General features: G+C 69.5%; 20 protein-coding genes and 1 pseudogene. 15 read left to right on the top strand and 6 right to left on the bottom strand.

Features of this window, described 5'->3' with window-relative positions:
- Window positions 1-11: 11 nt before the first annotated feature.
- From speD to PG2T_RS07040, 6 genes are all read right to left on the bottom strand, one after another.
- Window positions 12-806, bottom strand: a complete 795-nt coding sequence (speD, locus tag PG2T_RS07065; RefSeq protein ID WP_068803755.1) for an adenosylmethionine decarboxylase — start codon at window positions 804-806, stop codon at window positions 12-14.
- A gap of 5 nt (window positions 807-811) precedes the next feature.
- Entirely contained in the window at window positions 812-1222 is a 411-nt protein-coding gene (locus PG2T_RS07060) for a VOC family protein (protein WP_068803753.1), read from the bottom strand.
- Between the two features lie 3 nt (window positions 1223-1225).
- Complete coding sequence (trpC, locus tag PG2T_RS07055) at window positions 1226-2029, bottom strand: indole-3-glycerol phosphate synthase TrpC (protein WP_068803751.1); 804 nt, start codon at window positions 2027-2029, stop codon at window positions 1226-1228.
- Window positions 2026-3051, bottom strand: a complete 1026-nt coding sequence (gene trpD / locus PG2T_RS07050) for an anthranilate phosphoribosyltransferase (RefSeq protein ID WP_068803749.1) — start codon at window positions 3049-3051, stop codon at window positions 2026-2028. The genes trpC and trpD overlap by 4 nt, the downstream gene beginning before the upstream one ends.
- Window positions 3048-3641: an anthranilate synthase component II gene (locus PG2T_RS07045; protein ID WP_068803747.1), complete on the bottom strand. Its 594-nt coding sequence runs from the start codon at window positions 3639-3641 to the stop codon at window positions 3048-3050. Before PG2T_RS07045 ends, trpD begins: the two co-directional genes overlap by 4 nt.
- Before the next feature lie 246 nt (window positions 3642-3887).
- The gene (locus PG2T_RS07040; RefSeq protein ID WP_068803745.1) at window positions 3888-4784 is read right to left on the bottom strand and encodes a LysR family transcriptional regulator; all 897 of its coding nucleotides are present in this window, start codon (window positions 4782-4784) and stop codon (window positions 3888-3890) included.
- A gap of 582 nt (window positions 4785-5366) precedes the next feature.
- On the opposite strand from PG2T_RS07040, the gene PG2T_RS07035 reads away from it, so the two are divergent.
- The 15 genes and pseudogenes from PG2T_RS07035 to PG2T_RS06965 all read left to right on the top strand — a co-directional run bounded on the left by PG2T_RS07035 (window position 5367) and on the right by PG2T_RS06965 (window position 19458).
- A complete protein-coding gene (locus PG2T_RS07035) occupies window positions 5367-6278 on the top strand; it encodes a LysR family transcriptional regulator (protein WP_068803743.1) in 912 nt (303 codons plus the stop codon).
- Window positions 6279-6807: 529 nt separating this feature from the next.
- On the top strand, window positions 6808-7569 hold the full coding sequence (locus PG2T_RS07030; protein WP_068807887.1) for a receptor protein-tyrosine kinase: 762 nt from the start codon (window positions 6808-6810) through the stop codon (window positions 7567-7569).
- 118 nt (window positions 7570-7687) lie between these two features.
- Window positions 7688-7906 carry an AlpA family transcriptional regulator gene (locus tag PG2T_RS07025; RefSeq protein WP_043105783.1) on the top strand — a complete coding sequence of 73 codons (219 nt, stop codon included), beginning with the start codon at window positions 7688-7690 and terminating at the stop codon, window positions 7904-7906.
- Between the two features lie 40 nt (window positions 7907-7946).
- Complete coding sequence (locus PG2T_RS07020) at window positions 7947-8813, top strand: ParA family protein (RefSeq protein WP_043105782.1); 867 nt, start codon at window positions 7947-7949, stop codon at window positions 8811-8813.
- A complete protein-coding gene (locus PG2T_RS07015) occupies window positions 8797-9033 on the top strand; it encodes a hypothetical protein (protein ID WP_043105781.1) in 237 nt (78 codons plus the stop codon). Before PG2T_RS07020 ends, PG2T_RS07015 begins: the two co-directional genes overlap by 17 nt.
- Window positions 9026-10696, top strand: a complete 1671-nt coding sequence (locus PG2T_RS07010; RefSeq protein ID WP_043105780.1) for a ParB family protein — start codon at window positions 9026-9028, stop codon at window positions 10694-10696. The genes PG2T_RS07015 and PG2T_RS07010 overlap by 8 nt, the downstream gene beginning before the upstream one ends.
- Window positions 10697-10713: 17 nt before the next feature.
- The gene (locus PG2T_RS07005) at window positions 10714-11274 is read left to right on the top strand and encodes a DUF2857 domain-containing protein (RefSeq protein ID WP_043105779.1); all 561 of its coding nucleotides are present in this window, start codon (window positions 10714-10716) and stop codon (window positions 11272-11274) included.
- Between the two features lie 3 nt (window positions 11275-11277).
- The gene (locus PG2T_RS07000) at window positions 11278-12471 is read left to right on the top strand and encodes an STY4528 family pathogenicity island replication protein (protein ID WP_043105777.1); all 1194 of its coding nucleotides are present in this window, start codon (window positions 11278-11280) and stop codon (window positions 12469-12471) included.
- Between the two features lie 115 nt (window positions 12472-12586).
- On the top strand, window positions 12587-12958 hold the full coding sequence (locus PG2T_RS06995; protein WP_043105776.1) for a hypothetical protein: 372 nt from the start codon (window positions 12587-12589) through the stop codon (window positions 12956-12958).
- A pseudogene (locus tag PG2T_RS16995) lies at window positions 12955-13402 on the top strand (RES family NAD+ phosphorylase); the annotation flags it as partial. The gene PG2T_RS06995 and the pseudogene PG2T_RS16995, both read left to right, overlap by 4 nt.
- Window positions 13403-14371: 969 nt before the next feature.
- Window positions 14372-14575 carry a hypothetical protein gene (locus PG2T_RS06985; RefSeq protein ID WP_068803741.1) on the top strand — a complete coding sequence of 68 codons (204 nt, stop codon included), beginning with the start codon at window positions 14372-14374 and terminating at the stop codon, window positions 14573-14575.
- Window positions 14572-15531, top strand: a complete 960-nt coding sequence (locus PG2T_RS06980; RefSeq protein WP_068803739.1) for an HlyD family secretion protein — start codon at window positions 14572-14574, stop codon at window positions 15529-15531. Before PG2T_RS06985 ends, PG2T_RS06980 begins: the two co-directional genes overlap by 4 nt.
- Entirely contained in the window at window positions 15516-17255 is a 1740-nt protein-coding gene (locus tag PG2T_RS06975; RefSeq protein ID WP_202816454.1) for an ATP-binding cassette domain-containing protein, read from the top strand. Before PG2T_RS06980 ends, PG2T_RS06975 begins: the two co-directional genes overlap by 16 nt.
- Window positions 17252-18343 (top strand): ABC transporter permease, encoded by a 1092-nt coding sequence (locus PG2T_RS06970; RefSeq protein ID WP_068803737.1) that lies wholly within the window; start codon window positions 17252-17254, stop codon window positions 18341-18343. Before PG2T_RS06975 ends, PG2T_RS06970 begins: the two co-directional genes overlap by 4 nt.
- On the top strand, window positions 18343-19458 hold the full coding sequence (locus PG2T_RS06965) for an ABC transporter permease (RefSeq protein ID WP_068803735.1): 1116 nt from the start codon (window positions 18343-18345) through the stop codon (window positions 19456-19458). Before PG2T_RS06970 ends, PG2T_RS06965 begins: the two co-directional genes overlap by 1 nt.
- The last annotated feature ends 14 nt before the right edge of the window (window positions 19459-19472 follow it).

Genomic DNA, 19472 nt, shown 5'->3' with positions numbered 1-19472 from the left:
CGGCGCGCGACCTACTTCATGTTGGTGGCGTAGAAGATTTCCTGGATTTCCCGCTCCAGGCGGGCCGCCGTGGCAGCGCGTTCCTGCGCCGGCAGGTCGGCCGCATTGACGCCGAACAGGTAGGTGTCCAGGTCGAAATCGCGCACCCGCAGCTTGGTGTGGAAGATGTTTTCCGGGTAGACGTTCACGTCCACGGCGTGGAAACGCGCCAGGGTTTCGGCGTCGATGTAGTTCTGGATGGAATGGATGGTGTGGTCGATGTAGTGCTTGCGCCCGCGCACGTCGCGGGTGAAGCCGCGCACCCGGTAATCCAGGATCACGATGTCCGATTCGAAGCTGTGGATCAGGAAGTTCAGCGCCCGCAGCGGCGAGATGTGGCCACAGGTCGACACGTCGATGTCTGCCCGGAAGGTGCTGATGCCGTTGTCGGGGTGCTGCTCGGGGTAGGTGTGGACCGTGACGTGGCTCTTGTCCAGATGCCCCACCACGGCGTCCGGCCGCGGGCCGGGGCCCTCGCCTGAACTGCCTTCCGAATGGCCGCCCTCGGAGATCAGCATGGTCACGCTGGCGCCCTGCGGGTCGTAGTCCTGGCGGGCGATGTTCAGGATGGTGGCGCCGATGATGTCGGCCACCTCGCTCAGGATGCGCGTCAGGCGCTCGGCGTTGTAGGTCTCGTCGATGTACTCGATGTACTGCTGCTGGGCCTCGCGCGTCAGCGCGTAGGAAATGTCGTAGATGTTGAAGCTCAGCGTCTTGGTCAGGTTGTTGAAACCGTGCAGCTTGAGCTTGTCGTCGAATTCGGACATCAGAATTACCGCAGCGGGCGCAGCGCACCGGCCAAGGGGGGGTGAAAGATGATTTGTACCCGGTTGCCGGCCGGGTCCAGGCAGTAGAAGCTGCGCGCGCCGTCGCGATGGGTGCGCGGCGCGGCGGCGATGGGGACGCCATTGTCGCGCAGAAATTCGTGCCAGGGGTCGACATCCTCGATGCGCGCCAGCAGAAAGCCGATGTGATCCAGGCGCTGGCCCTGGGCGGCCGGCGGCGGCCCCCGGTGCAGGGCCAGGTTGTCGTGGCCGGAGCTCAGGTAAACGTTATCGGGGTCCGGCCGCCACTCCACGTGCATCCCCAGCAGATCGACATAGAAGCGTTCGCAGGCCTCGAAGGGCTCCACGAACAGGGCCACGTGGCGCAGGCCGGCGTGAGCGGGAGGGCGTGGCGACATGGTTCAGCCCTCGGTGTGGAACAGTTCGCGCAGGCGGGCGCCTGGATCCGGCGCGCGCATGAACGCCTCGCCGACCAGGAAGGCATGCACGTCCGCGGCGCGGATCAATGCCACATCGTCACGGCTGTGAATGCCGCTTTCCGCCACCAGCAGGCAGCCGGCCGGCGCCCGACGCGCCAGACGCACGGTGGTATCCAGCGTGGTCTCGAAGGTGTGCAGGTTGCGGTTGTTGACGCCAAGCAGCGTCGGCTCCAGCCGGGCGGCGCGATCCAGCTCCGCCTCGTCGTGCACCTCGACCAGCATGTCGAGCCCGAGCTCGTGCGCCAGCGCCGCGAAATCGCGCAGTCGCGCGTCGTCGAGCGCCGCCACGATCAGCAGGATGCAATCGGCGCCGGCCGCGCGCGCCTCGTATATCTGGTACGCGTCGAGCAAAAAATCCTTGCGCAGCAGCGGCAGGGCCACCGCCGCGCGCACGGCGCGCAGATCGTTCAGGCTGCCCTGGAAGAACGGCGCGTCGGTGAGCACCGACAGACACGCGGCGCCGCCGGCCAGGTAACTGCGGGCCAAGGCGGGCGGGTCGAACTCGGCCCGCAGCAGGCCCTTGCTGGGCGAAGCGCGCTTGATTTCGGCAATCACCGCCACCTGACCGGCGCCGACCCGCGTGGCAAGCGCCGCGGCAAAGCCGCGTGCCGGGGGCATGGCCTCGGCCTCGCGCCGCAGTTCCGGCAAAGGCTTTACGCGGCGCGCAGCGGCCACCTCGTCGGCCTTGGCGGCGAGGATTTTCTTCAGCACATCCGGCGTGTTCATGCCGCCTCCAGACGCTGCGACAGGGCCGCCAGGGCACCCACCCGATGCAGCGCGGCGCCGCTTTCCAGCACCTCGCCGGCTCGCTGCACGCCGCCCGCAAGCGTGGCGGCCAGACCCGCCACATACAGCGCCGCGCCGGCGTTCAGGGCCACGATGTCGCGCGCCGGCCCCGGCGTGCCGGCCAGGGCTTCCCGCAGCAGAGCCACGCTGGCGGTCACGTCGGCTACCGCCAGGCGCTCGCTGGCCACCCGCGCAAAGCCGAATTGCTCCGGCTCGATGCGGTAGCTGCGCACGGCGCCGTCCCGCAGTTCCGCCACCTGCGTGGCGGCGCCCAGGCTGATCTCGTCCAGGCCATCGTCGGCATGCACCACCAGCACGTGGCGGCTGCCCAGGCGTGCCAGCACCTGCGCGATCGGCTCGACCAGCGCGGCGTCGTACACACCCACCACCTGGCCCAGCGGTCGGGCCGGATTGGTCAGGGGCCCGAGCAGGTTGAACAAGGTGCGGATGGCGATCTCGCGCCGTGGTCCCAGCGCATGGCGCGTGGCGCCGTGATGAGCCGGCGCGAACATGAAGCCAAAGCCGACCTCGTCGATGCAGCGGGCGATGGCCGGCGGCGACAGATCGATACGCACGCCCAGCGCCTCCAGCACATCGGCGCTGCCGCTGGAACTCGATACCGAGCGATTGCCGTGCTTGGCCACCCGCCCGCCGGCCGCCGCCACCACGAAGCCGGCGGCGGTCGACACATTGAACAGGCCAGCACCGTCGCCACCGGTGCCGCAGGTATCGACCAGGTGCTGCGGCGCCACCTCGACCGGCAAGGCGAACTCGCGCATGACCTGCGCGGCGGCGGCGATTTCAATCACCGTCTCGCCCTTCATGCGCAGCGCCACCAGCAGGCCGCCGATCTGCGCCGGCGTCGCCTCGCCATTCATGATCGACCGCATGGCGGCCGTCATCTGGGCAAGATCGAGATCCGCGCCCGCCACCACGCGGGCCAGCGCCGCCTGCACGTTCACGTCGCGCCCGCCGTGATTTTCAGAAAATTGGCCAGCAGCGCGTGGCCGTGCTGGGTCAGGATGGACTCGGGGTGAAACTGCACGCCCACCACCGGCAGCGTGCGGTGGCGCAGGCCCATGATCTCGTGTGGCCGGCCGTCGGCATGGCTGGTCCAGGCGGTGACTTCCAGACACTCCGGCAGGCTGGCCCACTCCACCACCAGCGAGTGGTAGCGGGTGGCGGTGAAGGGACTGGGCAGGCCCGCGAACAGCCCCTCGCCGGTGTGCGTGACCGGCGAGGTCTTGCCGTGCATGACCTGATCGGCGCGGATCACCCGCCCGCCAAACGCCTGACCGATGGCCTGATGGCCCAGGCATACGCCCAGAATCGGAACCCGCCCGGCGAAGCGATGAATCAGCTCAAGCGAAATGCCGGCTTCGGTCGGCGTGCACGGCCCCGGCGAGATCACGATGTGCTGCGGCGCCATGCGTTCGACCGCATCCACGTCGATGCAGTCGTTGCGCTCGGTGCGCACGTCCACGCCCAGCTCGCCCAGGTACTGCACCAGGTTGTAGGTGAACGAATCGTAGTTGTCGAGCATGAGTAACATATTACATGTAATCTATTGATCTATAAATTAAATATTCGTCTATATGGCGCATATTACTCACATCGTTATACACATTGGCGCCAGATTCCAGTGGAACAAGCGCCGAAAATACCGCCGCAACCAGCGGCAGCCCGCACAGGAAGCAACACCGCATCGCGTTTTACCACGGACCTCCTGCTAGCCGTCTACCGTAGTAGCACGTCCTGCGCTTGCCTCGTTGGCGCCTGCGACCATCACGAAAACGGCTCACTCCTCCGACCGCGCGGTCATGGCCATCACTCGCTCCATGAACCGCTTCATGGGCTCCGAGGGTTCCCCTTGGCGGCGCAGCAGGTAGGTAGAGAGCATCGGTGGCGTACCGGCCAGGGGACGAATGGAGATGTCCGGCCGCTGCAGCGTCTGCACGTGCGAGGCGATGGCGAAGCCGATACCGTAGCCGGCGCCGACCAGGGTCAACAGCAAGCCCAGGCTGGTCACCTCATCGACCACCCTGAGCGGCGGGCCCGCGTCCTGCAGCACCGCCTGGATCTGATTGCGGCAGCCCGATCCTGATTCGGCATGGCACAGAACCAGCGGGAATTTCAGGGCTTCGACCAGCGGGACCTGCACGTATGCCAGCAAGGGGTGGCGTGCGGGCAGGATCACCGACAGCGGATCGGTCCACACCGGCTCGGCGACGAGGCCGTCATGCACCGCGTTTGACAACGCAAAGCCGATGTCCAGCAGATCGTTGCGCAGCACGTTCAGTTGCTGCGCGAACGGCAGGTCGAAGACGCGAATCTCCAGCTCGGGATCATCCTCGCGGCTGCGCGCCAGCAAGGTGGCGATGCGGGGCTGCGCCAAGCTGTCGCAGAAGCCGATGCGCAGATGGGCTTGGTAGCCCTGCGCCGCCGCCTTGGCGCTCCTGACCGCCTGCTCCACGGCGGCCTGCACGCGCCGGCATTCGCCGAGGAACACCTGGCCCGCCCAGGTCAGCCGCGTCCGGCGGGTGCCGCGGTCGAACAGCTGCACGCCAAGCTGGCTTTCCAGATCGCGCATCGCACGCGACAGAGGCGATTGTGCGATGCCCAGGCGCTCGGCTGCACGGGCCAGATGCAGTTCTTCCGCAACTGCGACGAAGTAACGCAGCAATCTGAAATCCACGGCCGCCTCCTGTCTGTCTTTTTCTCCTTCGGCCTCGGGCGCCACATCTCCATCTACATTCCCGTCAGCACCTCCTTCGTTTGCATCGCGTCGAAGCAGTCATCCCCGTCGGGAACGGGCTCGTCGCCGACGCTCGTGTGACAGGCCGGCGCACCAACCCCGGGCATTGAATGCCCAAGGTCCCGGTGCTGCTGCCATACCATGCCGGGACAGGCAGCCAAGCAACGTGGCACAGGCCTTCCCTGCGAATCGGGGCTACGAAGACGATGCCGCATCCGCGACGCCGAAAAATCCGTCGATGTGCCGGGCACTGCGCACGAACATCGCTGGTGTCGCGATCGGTGCAGCCCACCGCGCTTACCTCGCTTGGACGAAGACAATAATGGAATTATTCGCAATTATCCGCCAAGGCTACACGGAATGGACAACCGGCCTTGCGTTGGACAGTCGCCCCCCCGTGCCGACGACACAAGGCCGGAGGGCGGCGATTGCCAAGCCTCTGTGACCGGCATCGCCGCCGGGAAGCACCCATGCAGTTCCCTACAGTCAGAGGAATGGACTCCGTACGTTTGGGGGAAATACATGAACTTACGCCATCTTCGCTGTTTCATCGCCGTAGCCGAGGAGTTGCACTTCGGCCGGGCGGCGCGGCGACTGCATGTGGAGCAGTCGCCCCTGTCGCGCACGATTCGCCAACTGGAGGCGGACCTGGGCGTAGCGCTGCTGGAGCGCAGGTCGCGGACCATGCGCCTGACTCCGGCCGGGCAGGCGTTCCTGGAGGAGGCCCGGCGCGTGCTGCTGGCCTTTGAGCACGCCCGGACCAAGGCGCGTGCGGTCGCGGCGGGACACCGGGACACCCTGCGCATCGCCCTGGCCGGCGGCGTCGGGCCGGCCCGCCTGTCGGCACTGCTCGCCCTGTGCCGGGAGGAGGCGCCGGAAGTGGGCATCCGGCTGTTCGAGGCGCCGCTGTCGCAGGTGGTGGGCGGGCTGGGCAACGGCCTGTACGACGCCGCCTTTGCGATGGCCGGCGAGATGCAGGCCGGACTGGTCGCCATACCGGTGTGGCAAGACCCGCTCGTGGTGGCCATACCCACGCGACACCCCTTGCTGGTGCACAAGCGGGTACCGCTGGACGAGGTGGTGGGCTATCCGCTGGTGCTGTGCCACCCGCAGGTGTGTGAGGAGTGCGGCCGGCAATGCGCACGTCTGCTGCGCCTGGTGGAGACGCCGCCGGTCGTGGCCGAGTACGTAACGACCCACTCGCTGATGCTGGCCCTGGTGGCGGCCGGCTATGGCGTGGGATTTTCCACCGCGGCGCACGTGATGGCATGCCGGCAGGCAGACGTGATCGTCCGGCCGCTGGATGAAGACTCGGCGGCGTTGACGACCTACCTGCTGCATCCGGAGGGCGCGATGTCGGAGCCGCTGCGCCACTTCATCGACCGTGCGCAGCGTGTCGGCCAAATGCCGCTGGATGTGCAACGGTCCGCATGAGGCTGGTTCAGGCGGGTTGGCCGATGCCATTTTGGTCAAGTCGCCAGACCTGTTTTGCCATGGCGGAATCCCGTTCCCGCAGTGCATGGGCGCGCCGGACTGCGGCGTGGTTCGCGGCTGCGGTCGGCATCCTGCGCTGAAACTCGCGTGCCCATCGTGCGCGTCACAGCGAAGACGCGCGGCGCAACCGTGCTTGCCGTATGCGCATCGGCTCTGGGGTGTCGAGCCGATCGCGCTTTACTGGGCATTTTGCCCTGCAGAGACTCCGGCTCGGTCATCCGGGTGAGGCACGACGCCCGCGAACGATGCGGGGTGACAGCCTGTTTCGCGGCTTGTGAATCGTGAGCGTTGGGGCCATGCGGGGCAAGGCGCCCATCCCGCAACAAACCGGCGGCATCGCCGCTGCCCTGGTCTTCGCCGCTTCGCCAGCCACGCGTTTCTCCCGGAGATTCCAGGACCGCCACGCACCCCGCCGGTACGGCGGGTGCACGGCGTGGACTCGGTGCGATGAGGGATGGAGGCGCGCGATATGCCGAAGGCGAGCAGCCTGGCCAAAGGCGCCAAGACCTACTACCGCCCGATCGAGGCGGCAATCCGCTGGAGCGGACTGCTGCGCTTCGAGCGGCGCATCCTGGGGACCTTGGGCCAGCGGCCTGTGCCGGAGGCAACGCAGTTTCCGCGCTGGCCGATGCTGCGGTTGAACGCCGAAAGGATCTTCGACGCGCTGGCTCACGGCGAGATGCCGTACGGTAAGGAGGGCCTGGTGCGGGACACGCAGTGCCTGGCGATGGACGACCCGTCACTGACGGTACGGCACGTCGATCTGAAAGCCTGGATGGCGCACTACTACCCCGGCGAGAGACCGGCGTTTCTGTTCGATGCGATCGAGCGTGCGCTTCACCCGGCGATCAGCCTGGACACCGTGGGCGCTTTGCTGGCCGAGCGGGAAGCGATCAAGGCGCGGCTGGCGGAACACCTGGGCGTGCACGAGACGCTGCGCGCCGAGCACGCGGCGCTGCTGAAGGCGCACGCCGCCTGCGCGGCCGACGCGGCGCGTGCGAACACGCCGGGGCCGCGCAGCGAATCGACCTACCTGAACATCGTTGGGGGGCTACTGACGCTGCTGCTGGGCAAGTCGCCCAGCGGCACGCCGTACTCCAGCTTCCTGACGCAGGAGGCCATCATCAGCGCGATGGTGGCGCACCACGGCAAGGCGATGGGCATCACCGAGCGCACCCTGCAGGCCAAGTTCGCCCTGGCTCGGCGCAATCTGCACAGCACGGCTTCCTGAGCGATGCCAGGCCGTATCTGCGGTTGCGGATACCGCATTTGCGGTGTCTTTCCGCGACGCGGCGTTCTTAATTCGGGTCACGCCAATCAGCGCCACTGAGCGTCAAGGAGTGACCGTCATGTCTTCGCAGACCCCCGCCCCGGCGGCACCGACCGAGCACCGCATCCTGCGCCGCGCCGAGGTCGAAGCCAAGACCGGCTTCAAGCGCGCGCACATCTATAGCCTGATGAAGAAAGGCAGGTTCCCCAGGGCGCTGCGCCTGGGCGTGCGCGCGGTGGGCTGGGACTCGGTGGAGATCGACCAGTGGATCGCCGATCGCCTCAAGCAACGCGCCTGACGCTTCTTCTCGGTTCCAGCCATTCGACCAGGAGAAGCCCGTGCAGGTGGTGTCCATCATTTCGACCAAGGGCGGCGTGGGCAAGACCACGACGGCGGCCAACCTGGGCGGCTTCATCGCCGACGCCGGGCTGCGCGTGCTGCTGCTGGACCTGGACGTGCAGCCCACGCTGTCGAGCTACTTCACGCTGGACGTGCGCGCGCCCGCCGGCATCTACCAGATGCTGGCCTTCAACGAGCGGCGCATCGAGCAACTGGTGTCGCGCACCGCGATCGCGGGCCTGGACCTGGTGCTCTCTAACGACGACCGCGGCGAACTGAACACGCTGCTGCTGCACGCACCGGATGGGCGCCTGCGGCTGCGCCACCTGCTGCCCGTCTTTCGCACGCACTACGACTTGCTGCTGATCGACACCCAGGGCGCGCGCAGCGTGCTGCTGGAGATGGCGGTGCTGGCGTCCGACCTGGCACTGTCGCCGGTGACGCCGGAAATCCTCGCGGCGCGCGAGCTGCGCCGCGGCACCCTGCAACTGATCGAGGACATCGCGCCGTATCGGCACCTGGGCATCGAGCCGCCGCCGCTGCGCCTGCTCATCAACCGTGTGCATCCGGTGTCGTCGAACGCGCGGCTGGTCCAGCAGGCGCTGCGACAGGTGTTCCAGGAACAGCCCGGCGTGCAGGTGCTGGGCACCGACGTGCCGGCCATCGAAGCCTATCCGCGCGCCGCGACACGAGGCTTGCCGGTGCATCGGCTGGAGTGCCGGCGGCCGGCCGGGCGCTTGGCGCCCGCGGCGCTGGACACCATGCGCACGCTGGCCGGCGAGCTGTTCCCCGCGTGGCGGGAGCGCTTCGCGTGGGTCACCGGCCGGGGCGACGCGCGAGGGGCCGGCCGTGGCGAGCGCGCATGAACTGGCGCGCGGCCGTGAACGGCTGCGTGCGCTGATCGAGTTCGCGCTGGGCGAAGGCTGGCGCGTGGCGCGCACGTCCGGCGGACACCTGAAGTTCACAAAACAAGGCTGCGCGTCGATCTACACCAGCTCGACTGCGAGCGACCACCGTGCCGACCGCAATGCCCGTGCGCAGCTTCGCCGCGCCAACCGGCAGGCGCAGGAGAGCGGCCGTGGCTGAGCTGACGCCGCAGGACATGGCTGCCAAGCTGCTGGCCACCGGCTTCCAGCGCAGCGGCGCTTCGGCCGCGACCTTGAGCGATCCCATCGCCGACACGCCGATGGTGGTGACGCTGGACCAGTTGCGGCCCTACGACCACGACCCGCGCCTGACGCGCAACCCGGCCTATGCGGAGATCAAGGTCTCCATCCGCGAACGCGGGCTGGATGCGCCCCCCGCGATCACGCGCAGGCCGGGCGAGGCGCACTACATCATTCGCAACGGCGGCAACACGCGGCTGGCGATCCTGCGCGAGTTGTGGAGCGAGACCAGGGAGGAGCGCTTCTTCCGCATTGCGTGCCTGTTTCGCCCGTGGCCGGCGCGCGGCGAAATCGTGGCGCTGACCGGGCATCTGGCCGAGAACGAGCTGCGCGGCGGGCTGACCTTCATCGAGCGGGCCCTGGGCATCGAGAAGGCGCGCGCGTTCTACGAGCAGGAAAGCGGCCAGGCGCTGTCGCAGAGCGAACTCGCGCGGCGGCTGACGGCCGACGGCTATCCGGTGCCGCAGTCACACATCAGCCGCATGAATGATGCGGTGCGCTATCTGCTGCCGGCGATCCCGACGCTGCTGTACGGCGGGCTGGGCCGGCATCAGGTGGACCGGCTCGCAGTGCTGCGCAAGGCGTGCGAGCGCACCTGGGAGCGGCGTGCGCTGAGCCGCACCGTGGCCGTGGACTTCGCCACCTTGTTTCAGGACGTGCTGGCGCAGTTCGACACAAGGCCGGACGACTTCTCGCCGCAGCGGGTGCAGGACGAGCTGGTGGGCCAGATGGCCGAGCTGCTGGAGGCCGACTACGACACGCTGGCATTGGAGATCAACGACAGCGAAAGCCGCCAGCATGCGCTGACCAGCGAACCGGCGGGGCCAGTGCCCGCTGCAGCGGCGGTTCCCGCGACTCGACGGCCACCCACCGATCCCGCGTTGCAGGACACCACGCCAACCGCGCCCCCGGCCGCTACCCCACCCGCGCCGCCCATTGCACCACCCGACTCGGGCAGCGGAGAGGACGCAGACACTACCCCCGTGCCGAGCGAGCAGGACGAGCAACGCGACGAGCGCCTGCAGGGGCACATCGTGACACCGGCAGCGACCACCGAGCGCCTGCAGTCCATCCAGCGGATGGTCGCGGACCGGCTCGGCGACCAGCGGCCCGACTTCGAGGCCGATGCGCTGCGCGCAGTCCCTGTGCAAGCCGGCGGGCTCTATCCCATCTCGGACGTCTGGTACATCGAGCCGGGGCTGGACGCGCCGGATCGCCTGCGGGTGCACATCGCGCAGTTCGCGCGCGAGATCGCCGGGGAAGCGGCAGTCGCCGACCACATCGAGGCCAGCGCCGGCGGCATCGGCTTCGTCTGCATGGCGCCGGCGGTGGACCAAGCGAAGGCGCTGCCGGCGTTCGCGCGGGCGGTGCTGACCCTGCTGCATGCGCTGAGTGCCGCGCCGCCCGCCGCGAACGGATTGGACCGCGCGCGGCTGGCCGACGACCTGGGGGCGCTGCTGCATGGGCACGGCGGCTCGGCCACGCGCCTGAGCGATGCCGGGCTGGTGAAGCTGTTCCGTCTGCTGCGCCTGGCGCGCCGGCTGCTGGACCTGGAAGCCGGCGACCCGGGCCGCGAGTCCTGAACGCGCAGGAGCCTCCCATGTCGGCGCCGCACCCGCTCAACCAGGCCGTGATCGCCCAGGCCCTGCATGACTTGCGCAACGGCCAACTGCGACGCTGCAAGGCCATGGGCTTCGGCGAGGAGGAGCTGGACGCGCTGAAGCATCCCGAACTCGTGAGCATGCTGGTGAATGCCACGGTGTCGTGGTGTTCGGTGTCGGTGAACCGGGAGGTGCTGAAGCGGCTGCTGAGCCAGGTGCACGACGTGGCGCGGGAGATCGCCACGGTGGACCGCATGCTGCGCCTGGGGGCGAGCACGGAGATGGTCGGCAAGTTCTACGGCCTCACGCATCAGGAAGTGGCGCTGCGCCGCGACATCCTTGGGCTGCCCAAGCGCAAGGGCCGGCATCCGGTGCTCGACGAGGCGCAGGACGTGGCCTTGTGGGAGCGCTGGAAGGCCGGCGTCGCCGAGCGCCATATCGCCCTGAACGACGACATGGCGATGCTGGCACTGACCATGGACCTGGCCGAGGCGCTGAGCCTGCCGATGTCGGTGGTGTGGGCGGCGATACGCAACTGGATCGACCAGGGGCTGGTGTAGGCCATGACCACGGACGGCGCACCACGGCGTAAAGGCCCCGTTGCGCTGTCCGCGCTTTTCGACGAGGCGCTGCGGCAGCTGCAGCCAGCGCAGGGAACGGCACCGGCCGCCGACGGTTTCCTCTACAGCGGCAACCGCCATGAGAGCGTCCCGCGCAGGCTGTTCCTCGACCGGCGCCTGACGCCGCTGGAGCGCAATGCCTGGCAGGTGTTCCGCCTGCAGCTCAACGACGACGGCGTGACCGCCTTTCCCACTTACGACCAACTCCGCCCCTATCTGGCGTCCATGCCCTGTGCGGCGCAAGCCTCGCACGAGACCGTGGCGCGCGCCCTGACGCTGCTGCGGCTGACGCGCTGGCTCAGCCTGGTGCGGCGGCGGCGCGATCCCAAGACCGGCCGCATCCAGGGCAACCTCTACGTGCTGCACGACGAACCGCTGTCGCCCTTCGAGGCGATGCAGCTCGACCCGGACTACCTGGGCCTGGTGAGTCAGGCGCTCGCGCACGCCGCGAAGGCGGTGCAGGTCGTGGGCATGAACACGCTGCGGGAGATCACCGAAGACCCGCTGCTCAGCGGGCGCACGCTGCCGACCCGTCTGCAAGTGCTGGCGCAGCGCATGGCGCGGCATGGCTGGACGACGCAAGGTTCTCCACAGGAGGGTGCGGACCACGAATCCGAAGAAGGCCAGGAGGCCCCGCTTCGGAATGGCGCGCGCCCGTCTTCGGAATCCGAAGCAGGGCCGAAACCCGCGCCGGACGGCCCTCTTCGGATTCCGAAGGAGGACCGTACAGTACGTAATGATCGTATAAGTGAAGTACGTACAGTACCGCGCGCGAGGGCCTTGCAGAACCTGCGGCTGCCCGAGGGTTTCCTGCGCCTGAAGGACGAGCAGCAGGCCGGCGCGCTGGTGGCGCTGCAGCAGGTAGACGAGGCCCAGCGGCAGGCCGTGCTCGACGAGTGGGCGGCGCGCTGCCGCAACAGCGCGGTACGCAACCCGGCCGGCTATCTGTTCGGCATCATCCAGAAGGCGATCCGCGGGGAGTTCAAGGCGTGGGCAGGCACCGACGCAGCAGCGCCGCCCGCGCCGCGAGCTGCGGGGCCGGCGCCATCGTCGTCGCCTTCGGCTTCCCGCTCGGCCGACCCCGAGGTGGCGCGCGCCTGCCTCGCGCGGCTGCGTTCAGCCTTGCGCGAGCCCTGAGCCATCCCCGGGGGATGACTGGGACAGGGAGCCTCCTGGCAGGACGCCGCGTGGAATTATGCTCGGACTGTGCATGCAATGTGCAGACGATTCCTCGCCCTTGGGAGCAACGGCAATGCCCTCTACCGGTTTCGCGAATGTGCTCGAATCGGTGCGTGAAGCCGGCACGTCCCGCTTTTCCGCCACGAACATCGCCGATGCCTCGGGCCTGCAGTACCAGGAACTGGCCACGCTGGCTGGGGTGCACCGCAACACCCTGCGCACCCACCCGGAGTCACCGCGACTCCAGGCCGCGCTGCGTGACCTGATGCGGGTGCTGTCGGCCGCCACGGCGGTGGAGCCGGATACCGCGCGTGCATTCTTCATGGTCAAGAACGAGCCCATACCGGCGTTCCACCACAAGACCCTGCTGCAGTTGGTGCAGGAAGGACGCACCGACGATGCGATCGACTACCTGGAGTCGATCGGTGCAGGGTTCACCGGATGATCCTCCTCGACCTGCCGCCCGGCACCACGCCGTATCGCGCGCATACCCCGCAGTGGGCCAGTCGGCCCACCAGCGGCGCCGGTGCGGCGGCCAAGGGCGGGCGCTTCAACCGGGAGGGCGTCGAGGCGCTGTATCTGTCGCTGGATGAGGTGACCGCATTGCGCGAGTACCAGCAGACCTCGCCCTTCCTGCCGCCCCCGCACGATGTGCTCGTATACCGTGGCATTGCGCGGGCTGGTCGATCTGCGGCAGCTGCGCCGCGGCGAGCCTTGGGACGCGCTGTGGCACGATTGGCGCGAGGGCTGGCGCCATCTGAAATTCGATCTGCACATCGAGCCGCCCACCTGGGTGCTAGGCGACATGGTGCTGGCCCAGGGCCACACCGGCATCCTGTTCCCCAGCCAGGCGAACGACGGCGCCACCAATGCCGTGGTGTACGTGGATCGGCTAAGGGACGGCAATTCGGTCGAGGTCAATGACCCCGGCGGGCGACTGCCCCGCGACCAATCCAGCTGGAACCGCTGACAACGCAACGCCATCTCACCTGTCGGCCCCCCGTGCTAGTCGGAACCTTATCCCCAGGGGATAGCCGGCACACACGGCCTTCCGTGCGGAACAAACCGGGCGCACGCCGATTGCGGTTTGTTGACTGACGGCCTTCCGGCCGTGCGGATGCTGGTGACTCGCCCCTTCACAGCGAGTCGCTCCCATGGCCGACGATCGCGACCTCCTCGATCTCGCCGTTCTTGAGCATCTGTTCGAACTCGCTGTGCGGCACTGTGCGGACGTGGCCCGCCGGCGAACATGCTCTGCATCCGCAACACCCCGAACACGGCGGCCACGATGTAGATCAGGTAGATCAGATTGATGCGAGTCCTGGGGGTCCATGGATGCGCCTGCGTTGACCTGACAAGCCTCAGCGATGACGCGAGCGAGGCGGCCGGGCATTGATATCGGTCAATCGCGCAGTGCATCCAACGCAGGCGTGGGGCTTGACTGCAGATTGCGACCGCTTGACCCAGATCAATGCGCACCAGCGAGGAGCGATCCTGCGACTCAGGCATCGTGTCACGTAAACAGTAGGTCGGAGGTTCGATTCTCTTCCCGGGCACCATCGCTCCTTGCGCCCGCCCCGCGCCCAAGCCCGCCGGGGAAACGCTGAAAGACCCGGCCCCGGAATTTTTCAGCTGGTCGCTGCGCTCGCAATGGCAAATCGTCTGCAGGATCACCCCGCAGCGATGGGCGGCCTCGCCGGTCAGCGACTGCGTCTGCCCTGCAGCTCCAAAACGAACGTCACTGCCTTTAGCCCGACATGGCGTCCAGCCCGGGCTTGGCGTTCTTTGACGCGAAACTTTGGCACGGCAATTTCCGGTGGTAGGGTTGGCCGCAAACCACGGGAGGGAGCGCACCGGGATGCACGAGTTCTATTTCGGCCACGGGCTGTGGCTGCTGGTCTGGATCGCCCTGATCCTGCCGCCGTTCTGGAAAATCTTCGCCAAGGCCGGCTTCTCGCCCTGGCTGTCACTCCTGGTACTGATCCCGCTCGCCAACCTGATCGTGCTCTACGTGGTGGCCTTTTCGCGCTGGCCGGCGCTGCCCGAGCAGGCCGGGCGATGAACCGCGCCTGGCTGTGGACCGGGCTCGCGGTGGCGCTGCTCGGCGTCGGCGCCTATGCGCTCTACCGCTATCTGGCGCCGACCCCCCTGCCCGAGGGCATCCTCTACGCCAACGGGCATGTCGAGGGCACCGAGGTGCGCGTCGCCGCCGAGGTCGGCGGGCGGGTGGTGGACAGCGCCCTGGTGGAGGGCGAGCCGGTGGGGGCGGGGGCGCCGCTGGTGCGCATCGATCCGGCCGACTACGAGATCGCGCTCAAGCAGGCGCGGGCCGACCTGCTGACCCTCGACGCCGAGGCGCGCGGCATCGGGGACGAGATCGCCACCTGGCGCCATCACCTGGCGAGCGCCGCGCGCGAGCTCGAGCGCTACCGCCGGCTGGGCGCGCAGGGCTCGGTCAGCCCGCAGCGCCTGGAGGAGGCGACCGACCGCGAGCGCGAGGCGCGCGGCCGGGTCGACGCGCTGGAGGCCCGCCTCGCCGCCAACCGGGCGCGCCAGGAGGCCGCCGCGGCGCGCCGCGCGCTGGCCGAGTCGCAGCTCGCCAGGACCGAGGTGCGCGCCCCGCGCGCGGCCACCGTGCTGGTCAAGGCGATCGAGCCCGGCGAGCTGGCGCAGCCGGGGCAGACGCTGGCCATGCTGGTGGACCTCACCGACCTCGAACTGACCGTTTACGTGCCCGAGCGCGAGCTGGGCAGGCTCCGCCTCGGCGCCCCCGCCCGGGTGCGGGTGGACGCCTTCCCCGAGCGCTACTTCGAGGCCCGCATCGAGCGCATCGACCAGCGCGCCCAGTTCACCCCGCGCGAGGTGCATATGCCAGAGGAACGGGTCCTCACGGTGTTCGGCGTCACGCTGAACGTCACCAACCCGGACGGTGCGCTCAAGCCCGGCATGCCCGCCGACGCCTGGATCCGCTGGAATCCGGACACCCCCTGGCCGGAGCCGCTGTGGATCCCCCGCTGACTGCGCCCGGCGACTCGCCACCGGCGGCGGCGCCCGCGATCGAGGCGCTGGGCCTCGGACGGCGCTTCGGCGGGACCGCGGCGCTCACCGACCTCGGGCTCAGCGTCGCCCCCGGCGAGTGGCTGGGCCTGGTCGGCCCCGACGGCGCCGGCAAGACCACTCTGCTGCAACTGTGCGCGGCGCTGCTCGACCCCGGCGCCGGGCGCTGCCGGGTGCTCGGCTTCGATACGGTACGCGAGGCGGCGAAGATACAAGCCCGGATCGGCTACATGGCGCAGGGCTTCACCCTCTACCCGCGCCTGTCGGTGGATGAGAACCTCGCCTTCGCCGCCCGGGTGCGCGGCGTCACCGGCGCCACCTTCAAGGCCCGGCGCGCCGAACTGCTGGACATGGCCGGCCTCACGGCCTTCGCCGGACGGCGCGAGCGCGAGCTGTCGGGCGGCATGCGCAAGAAGCTCGCCCTGTGCACCTGCCTGATCCACCGCCCGCCACTGCTGCTGCTCGACGAGCCGGGGCTGGGCGTGGACCCGCTGTCACGCCGCGAGCTGTGGCGGATGCTGGACGGCCTGCGCGCGCAGGGCGTCACCCTGCTGCTGGCGACCTCCTACATGGACGAGGCCGAGCGCTGCGACCAGGTGGCCTTTCTCGACCGCGGCCGGCTGCTGGCCCTGGATACGCCGGCGGCGCTGCGGGCGCGGGCCGCCGGCACGGTGTTCGAGATCGCCGGGGCCGGCCTGCCCGGTGCGCCACCCCCCGGGGTGCGCGCCCTGACCCCGCTGCCCGATCGCCTGCGCGTGCAGCTCGACCCCGTATCGGAGTACGGGGCAGGCGCCGACCGCGCGGGCGCGCCCGACGCGCTGCGCGCGCTCGCGGCCCTGGGCCCGGCCCTGCCCGCAGCGCCCAGTCTCGAGGACGTGTTCGGCCTGCTCGCCACGCCGGCGCCGGAAGCCGCCCCGGCCGCTGCGGTGCCCACCGGGCGCGACCCCCGGCCGGGCGGCATCCAGGCCCGGCAGCTCAGCCGCCGCTACGGCACCTTCACCGCCGTGGACGCGGTCTCGTTCGACATCGCCGCGGGTGAGATCTATGGCCTGCTCGGCGCCAACGGCGCCGGCAAGACCACCCTGATCCGCCTGCTGTGCGGCCTGGAACGGCCCAGCGGCGGCAGCGCCACGGTGGCCGGCGTCGCCGTCGACGGCGCCCGCGGCCACCTGCACGGGGCGGTCGGCTACATGTCGCAGCGTTTTTCGCTCTACCCGGACCTCACGGTCGCCGAGAACCTGCGCTTCTTCGCCCGTGCCCAGGGGCTGGCCGGCCACCGGGCGCGTACCGCGATCGCGGCGGCCTGCGCCGCCACCGCCCTCGACGGCGCCGACCGGCGCCTGACGGGCGCGCTGTCCGGCGCCCTGCGCCAGCGCCTCGCGCTGGCCTGCGCCGCGCTGCACCGGCCGCGGGTGCTGTTCCTGGACGAGCCGACCTCGGGCGTGGACCCGCTGTCGCGCAGCCGCTTCTGGGCGCTGATCCGCAGCTTCGCGGCCAGCGGCATGACCACTGTGGTCACCACCCACTATCTCGCCGAGGCCGCGTTCTGCGACCGCCTCGGCCTGATGCACCGGGGCCGGCTGATCGCCAGCGGCACGCCGCCGGCGCTGCGCGCCCAGGCGGGCCTGGAACCCGGCGCCAGCGTCGAGGACCTGTTCCTCGCCCACCTGGCGGCGGCCGCATGAACGCGCGCCGCATCGCCGCCGTGGTGGCCAAGGAGGTGCGCGAAATCTTGCGCGATCCGATCACGCTGGGCGTGGCGCTCGCCATGCCGCTGGTGATGCTGCTGCTGTTCGGCTACGCGGTGTCACTGGACGTGCGCGACGTGCCGCTCGGCGTGCTCGACCACGACCGCAGCCCGGCCAGTCGGGCGCTGGCCGACCGCTTCGCGGCGAGCGGGTATTTCCGCCACGCCGCCGCCTTCGACGACCTGCGCGAGGTGGAGGCGGCGCTGCGCCGCGGCCAGGTGCGGCTGGCCCTGGTGATTCCGCCGGACTTCGCACGCGCCCGCGTCCGCGCCGAACCGGTGCAGGTCCAGGCGCTGGTGGACGGCACCTACGCCGCCACCGCCCGCCTGGTGGTGGGCTATGCCACCGCCATCGTGGCCGCCAGCGCCCCCGCCCCGGAGCCGGTCCGGCTGGAGACCCGCATCTGGTACAACCCGGAGCTGCGCAGCGCGAACTTCGTGATCCCGGGCCTGTTCGGCGTCATCCTGATGGCCTTTCCGCCACTGCTCACCGCGCTCGCCATCGTGCGCGAGCGGGAGACCGGCTCGGTCCAGCAGGTGTTCGTCTCGCCGCTGTCGGGCGCCGAATACCTCACCGGCAAACTGATCCCCTACGGGTTGATCGCGTTCCTGGAGTTTCTGACGGTGCTGGCGGTGGGCTTCGCCTGGTTTCAGGCGCCGCTGCGCGGCAGCCTGTCGTTGCTGATCGGCGCCGGCCTGCTGTACGTGTTCTGCACGGTCGGCATCGGGCTGCTGGTGTCCACCCTGACGCGCACGCAGCTCGCCGCCATGCTGCTCGCGCTGATCGTCACCCTGATGCCGTCCTTCCTGTTCTCGGGCTTCCTGTTCCCGATCTTCGCCATGCCCTACACCACCCAGCTCTACTCGGCGGTGTTCCCGGCACGCTATTTCATCGAGTTCTCGCGCGCGGTGACGCTCAAGGGCGCGGGGCTCGCCGAGCTGTGGCCGAACCTGGCGCTGCTCGCCGCCTACACGCTGGCCGTGTTCGCGCTCGCCGCCTGGCGCTTTCGCAAGAAGGTGGCCTGATGGGCATTCGCCTGGGCGGGCTGCTGATCAAGGAGCTGCTGCAGTTCCTGCGCGATCCGGTGATGCTGGTGATGATCCTGTGGCTGTACACCGGCGAGGTCATCATGTGCACCCGCTCGCTGTCGCTGGAGGCGCAGAACCTGCCGCTCGCGGTGGTCGATCTGGACCGCAGCCCGGCCAGCCGGGCGCTCGCCGATGCCTTCCTCGCCGGCGACGCCTTCCGTCCCGCCGGCCACCCGCGCAGCGAAGCCCAGGCGATGAGCGCACTCCAGGCCGGCAGCGCCCGGGCCGCGCTGGTGATTCCCGAGACCTTTGCGCGCGATCTCGCCCGCGGCGTCCCCGCGCCGGTGCAGCTCCTGCTCGACGGCGCCGACAGCAACGTCGCCGCCCAGGCGCGCGGCTTCGCCCTCGCCGCGCTGCAGGGCTTCGCGCCGCCTCCGGGCAGCCAGGCGCGCACCGCCCTGCCGGCGCAGCCGCAGGTACAGGCGGTGGTGCGGGCCTGGTACAACCCCGACCAGAACTCGCGGCGCTTCACCGTGCTGTCCATGATCGCGCTGGCCGGGTTCATCGTCGGGGTGATCCACCCGGCCGCCTCCATCGTGCGCGAGCGCGAGACCGGCACCCTTGAACAACTGCGCGTGACGCCCATCGGCAGCGCCGACCTGTTCGTCGCCAAGACCCTGCCGACGCTGTTCATGGGCCTGGTGTCGGTGCTGCCGAGCCTGGTGATCGCGCGCCTGTTCGAGGTGCCGCTGGCCGGCAGTCTGGGACTGTTCCTGGCCCTGACCGGCCTGTTCCTGTTCTCCGCCATCGGCCTCGGCGTGCTGGTGGCGGCCATCGCCCGCACGCTCCAGCAGGCCCTGCTACTGGCCTTCTTCGGGCTGTTTCCGCTGCTATTCCTGTCCGGCACCATCGCGCCGGTGGAGAGCATGCCGGAGGTCCTGCAGCAGGCCTCGGTGGTGAGCCCGCTGCGCCACTACATGGACGTGATCCTCGGCATCTTCCTCAAGGGCGCCGGCCTCGCCGAGCTGTGGCCGCAGGCGCTCGCCCTGCTCGTCATCGGCGCCGTGCTGTTCGCCGCCGCCTGGGCGGTGTTCCGGCGCGAGTTCGGGTGACCAAGACCGCACAG

The sequence above is a fragment of the Immundisolibacter cernigliae genome (assembly GCF_001697225.1).
Classification (GTDB): domain Bacteria; phylum Pseudomonadota; class Gammaproteobacteria; order Immundisolibacterales; family Immundisolibacteraceae; genus Immundisolibacter; species Immundisolibacter cernigliae.
This window is presented reverse-complemented; position numbering and strand designations above follow the sequence as displayed.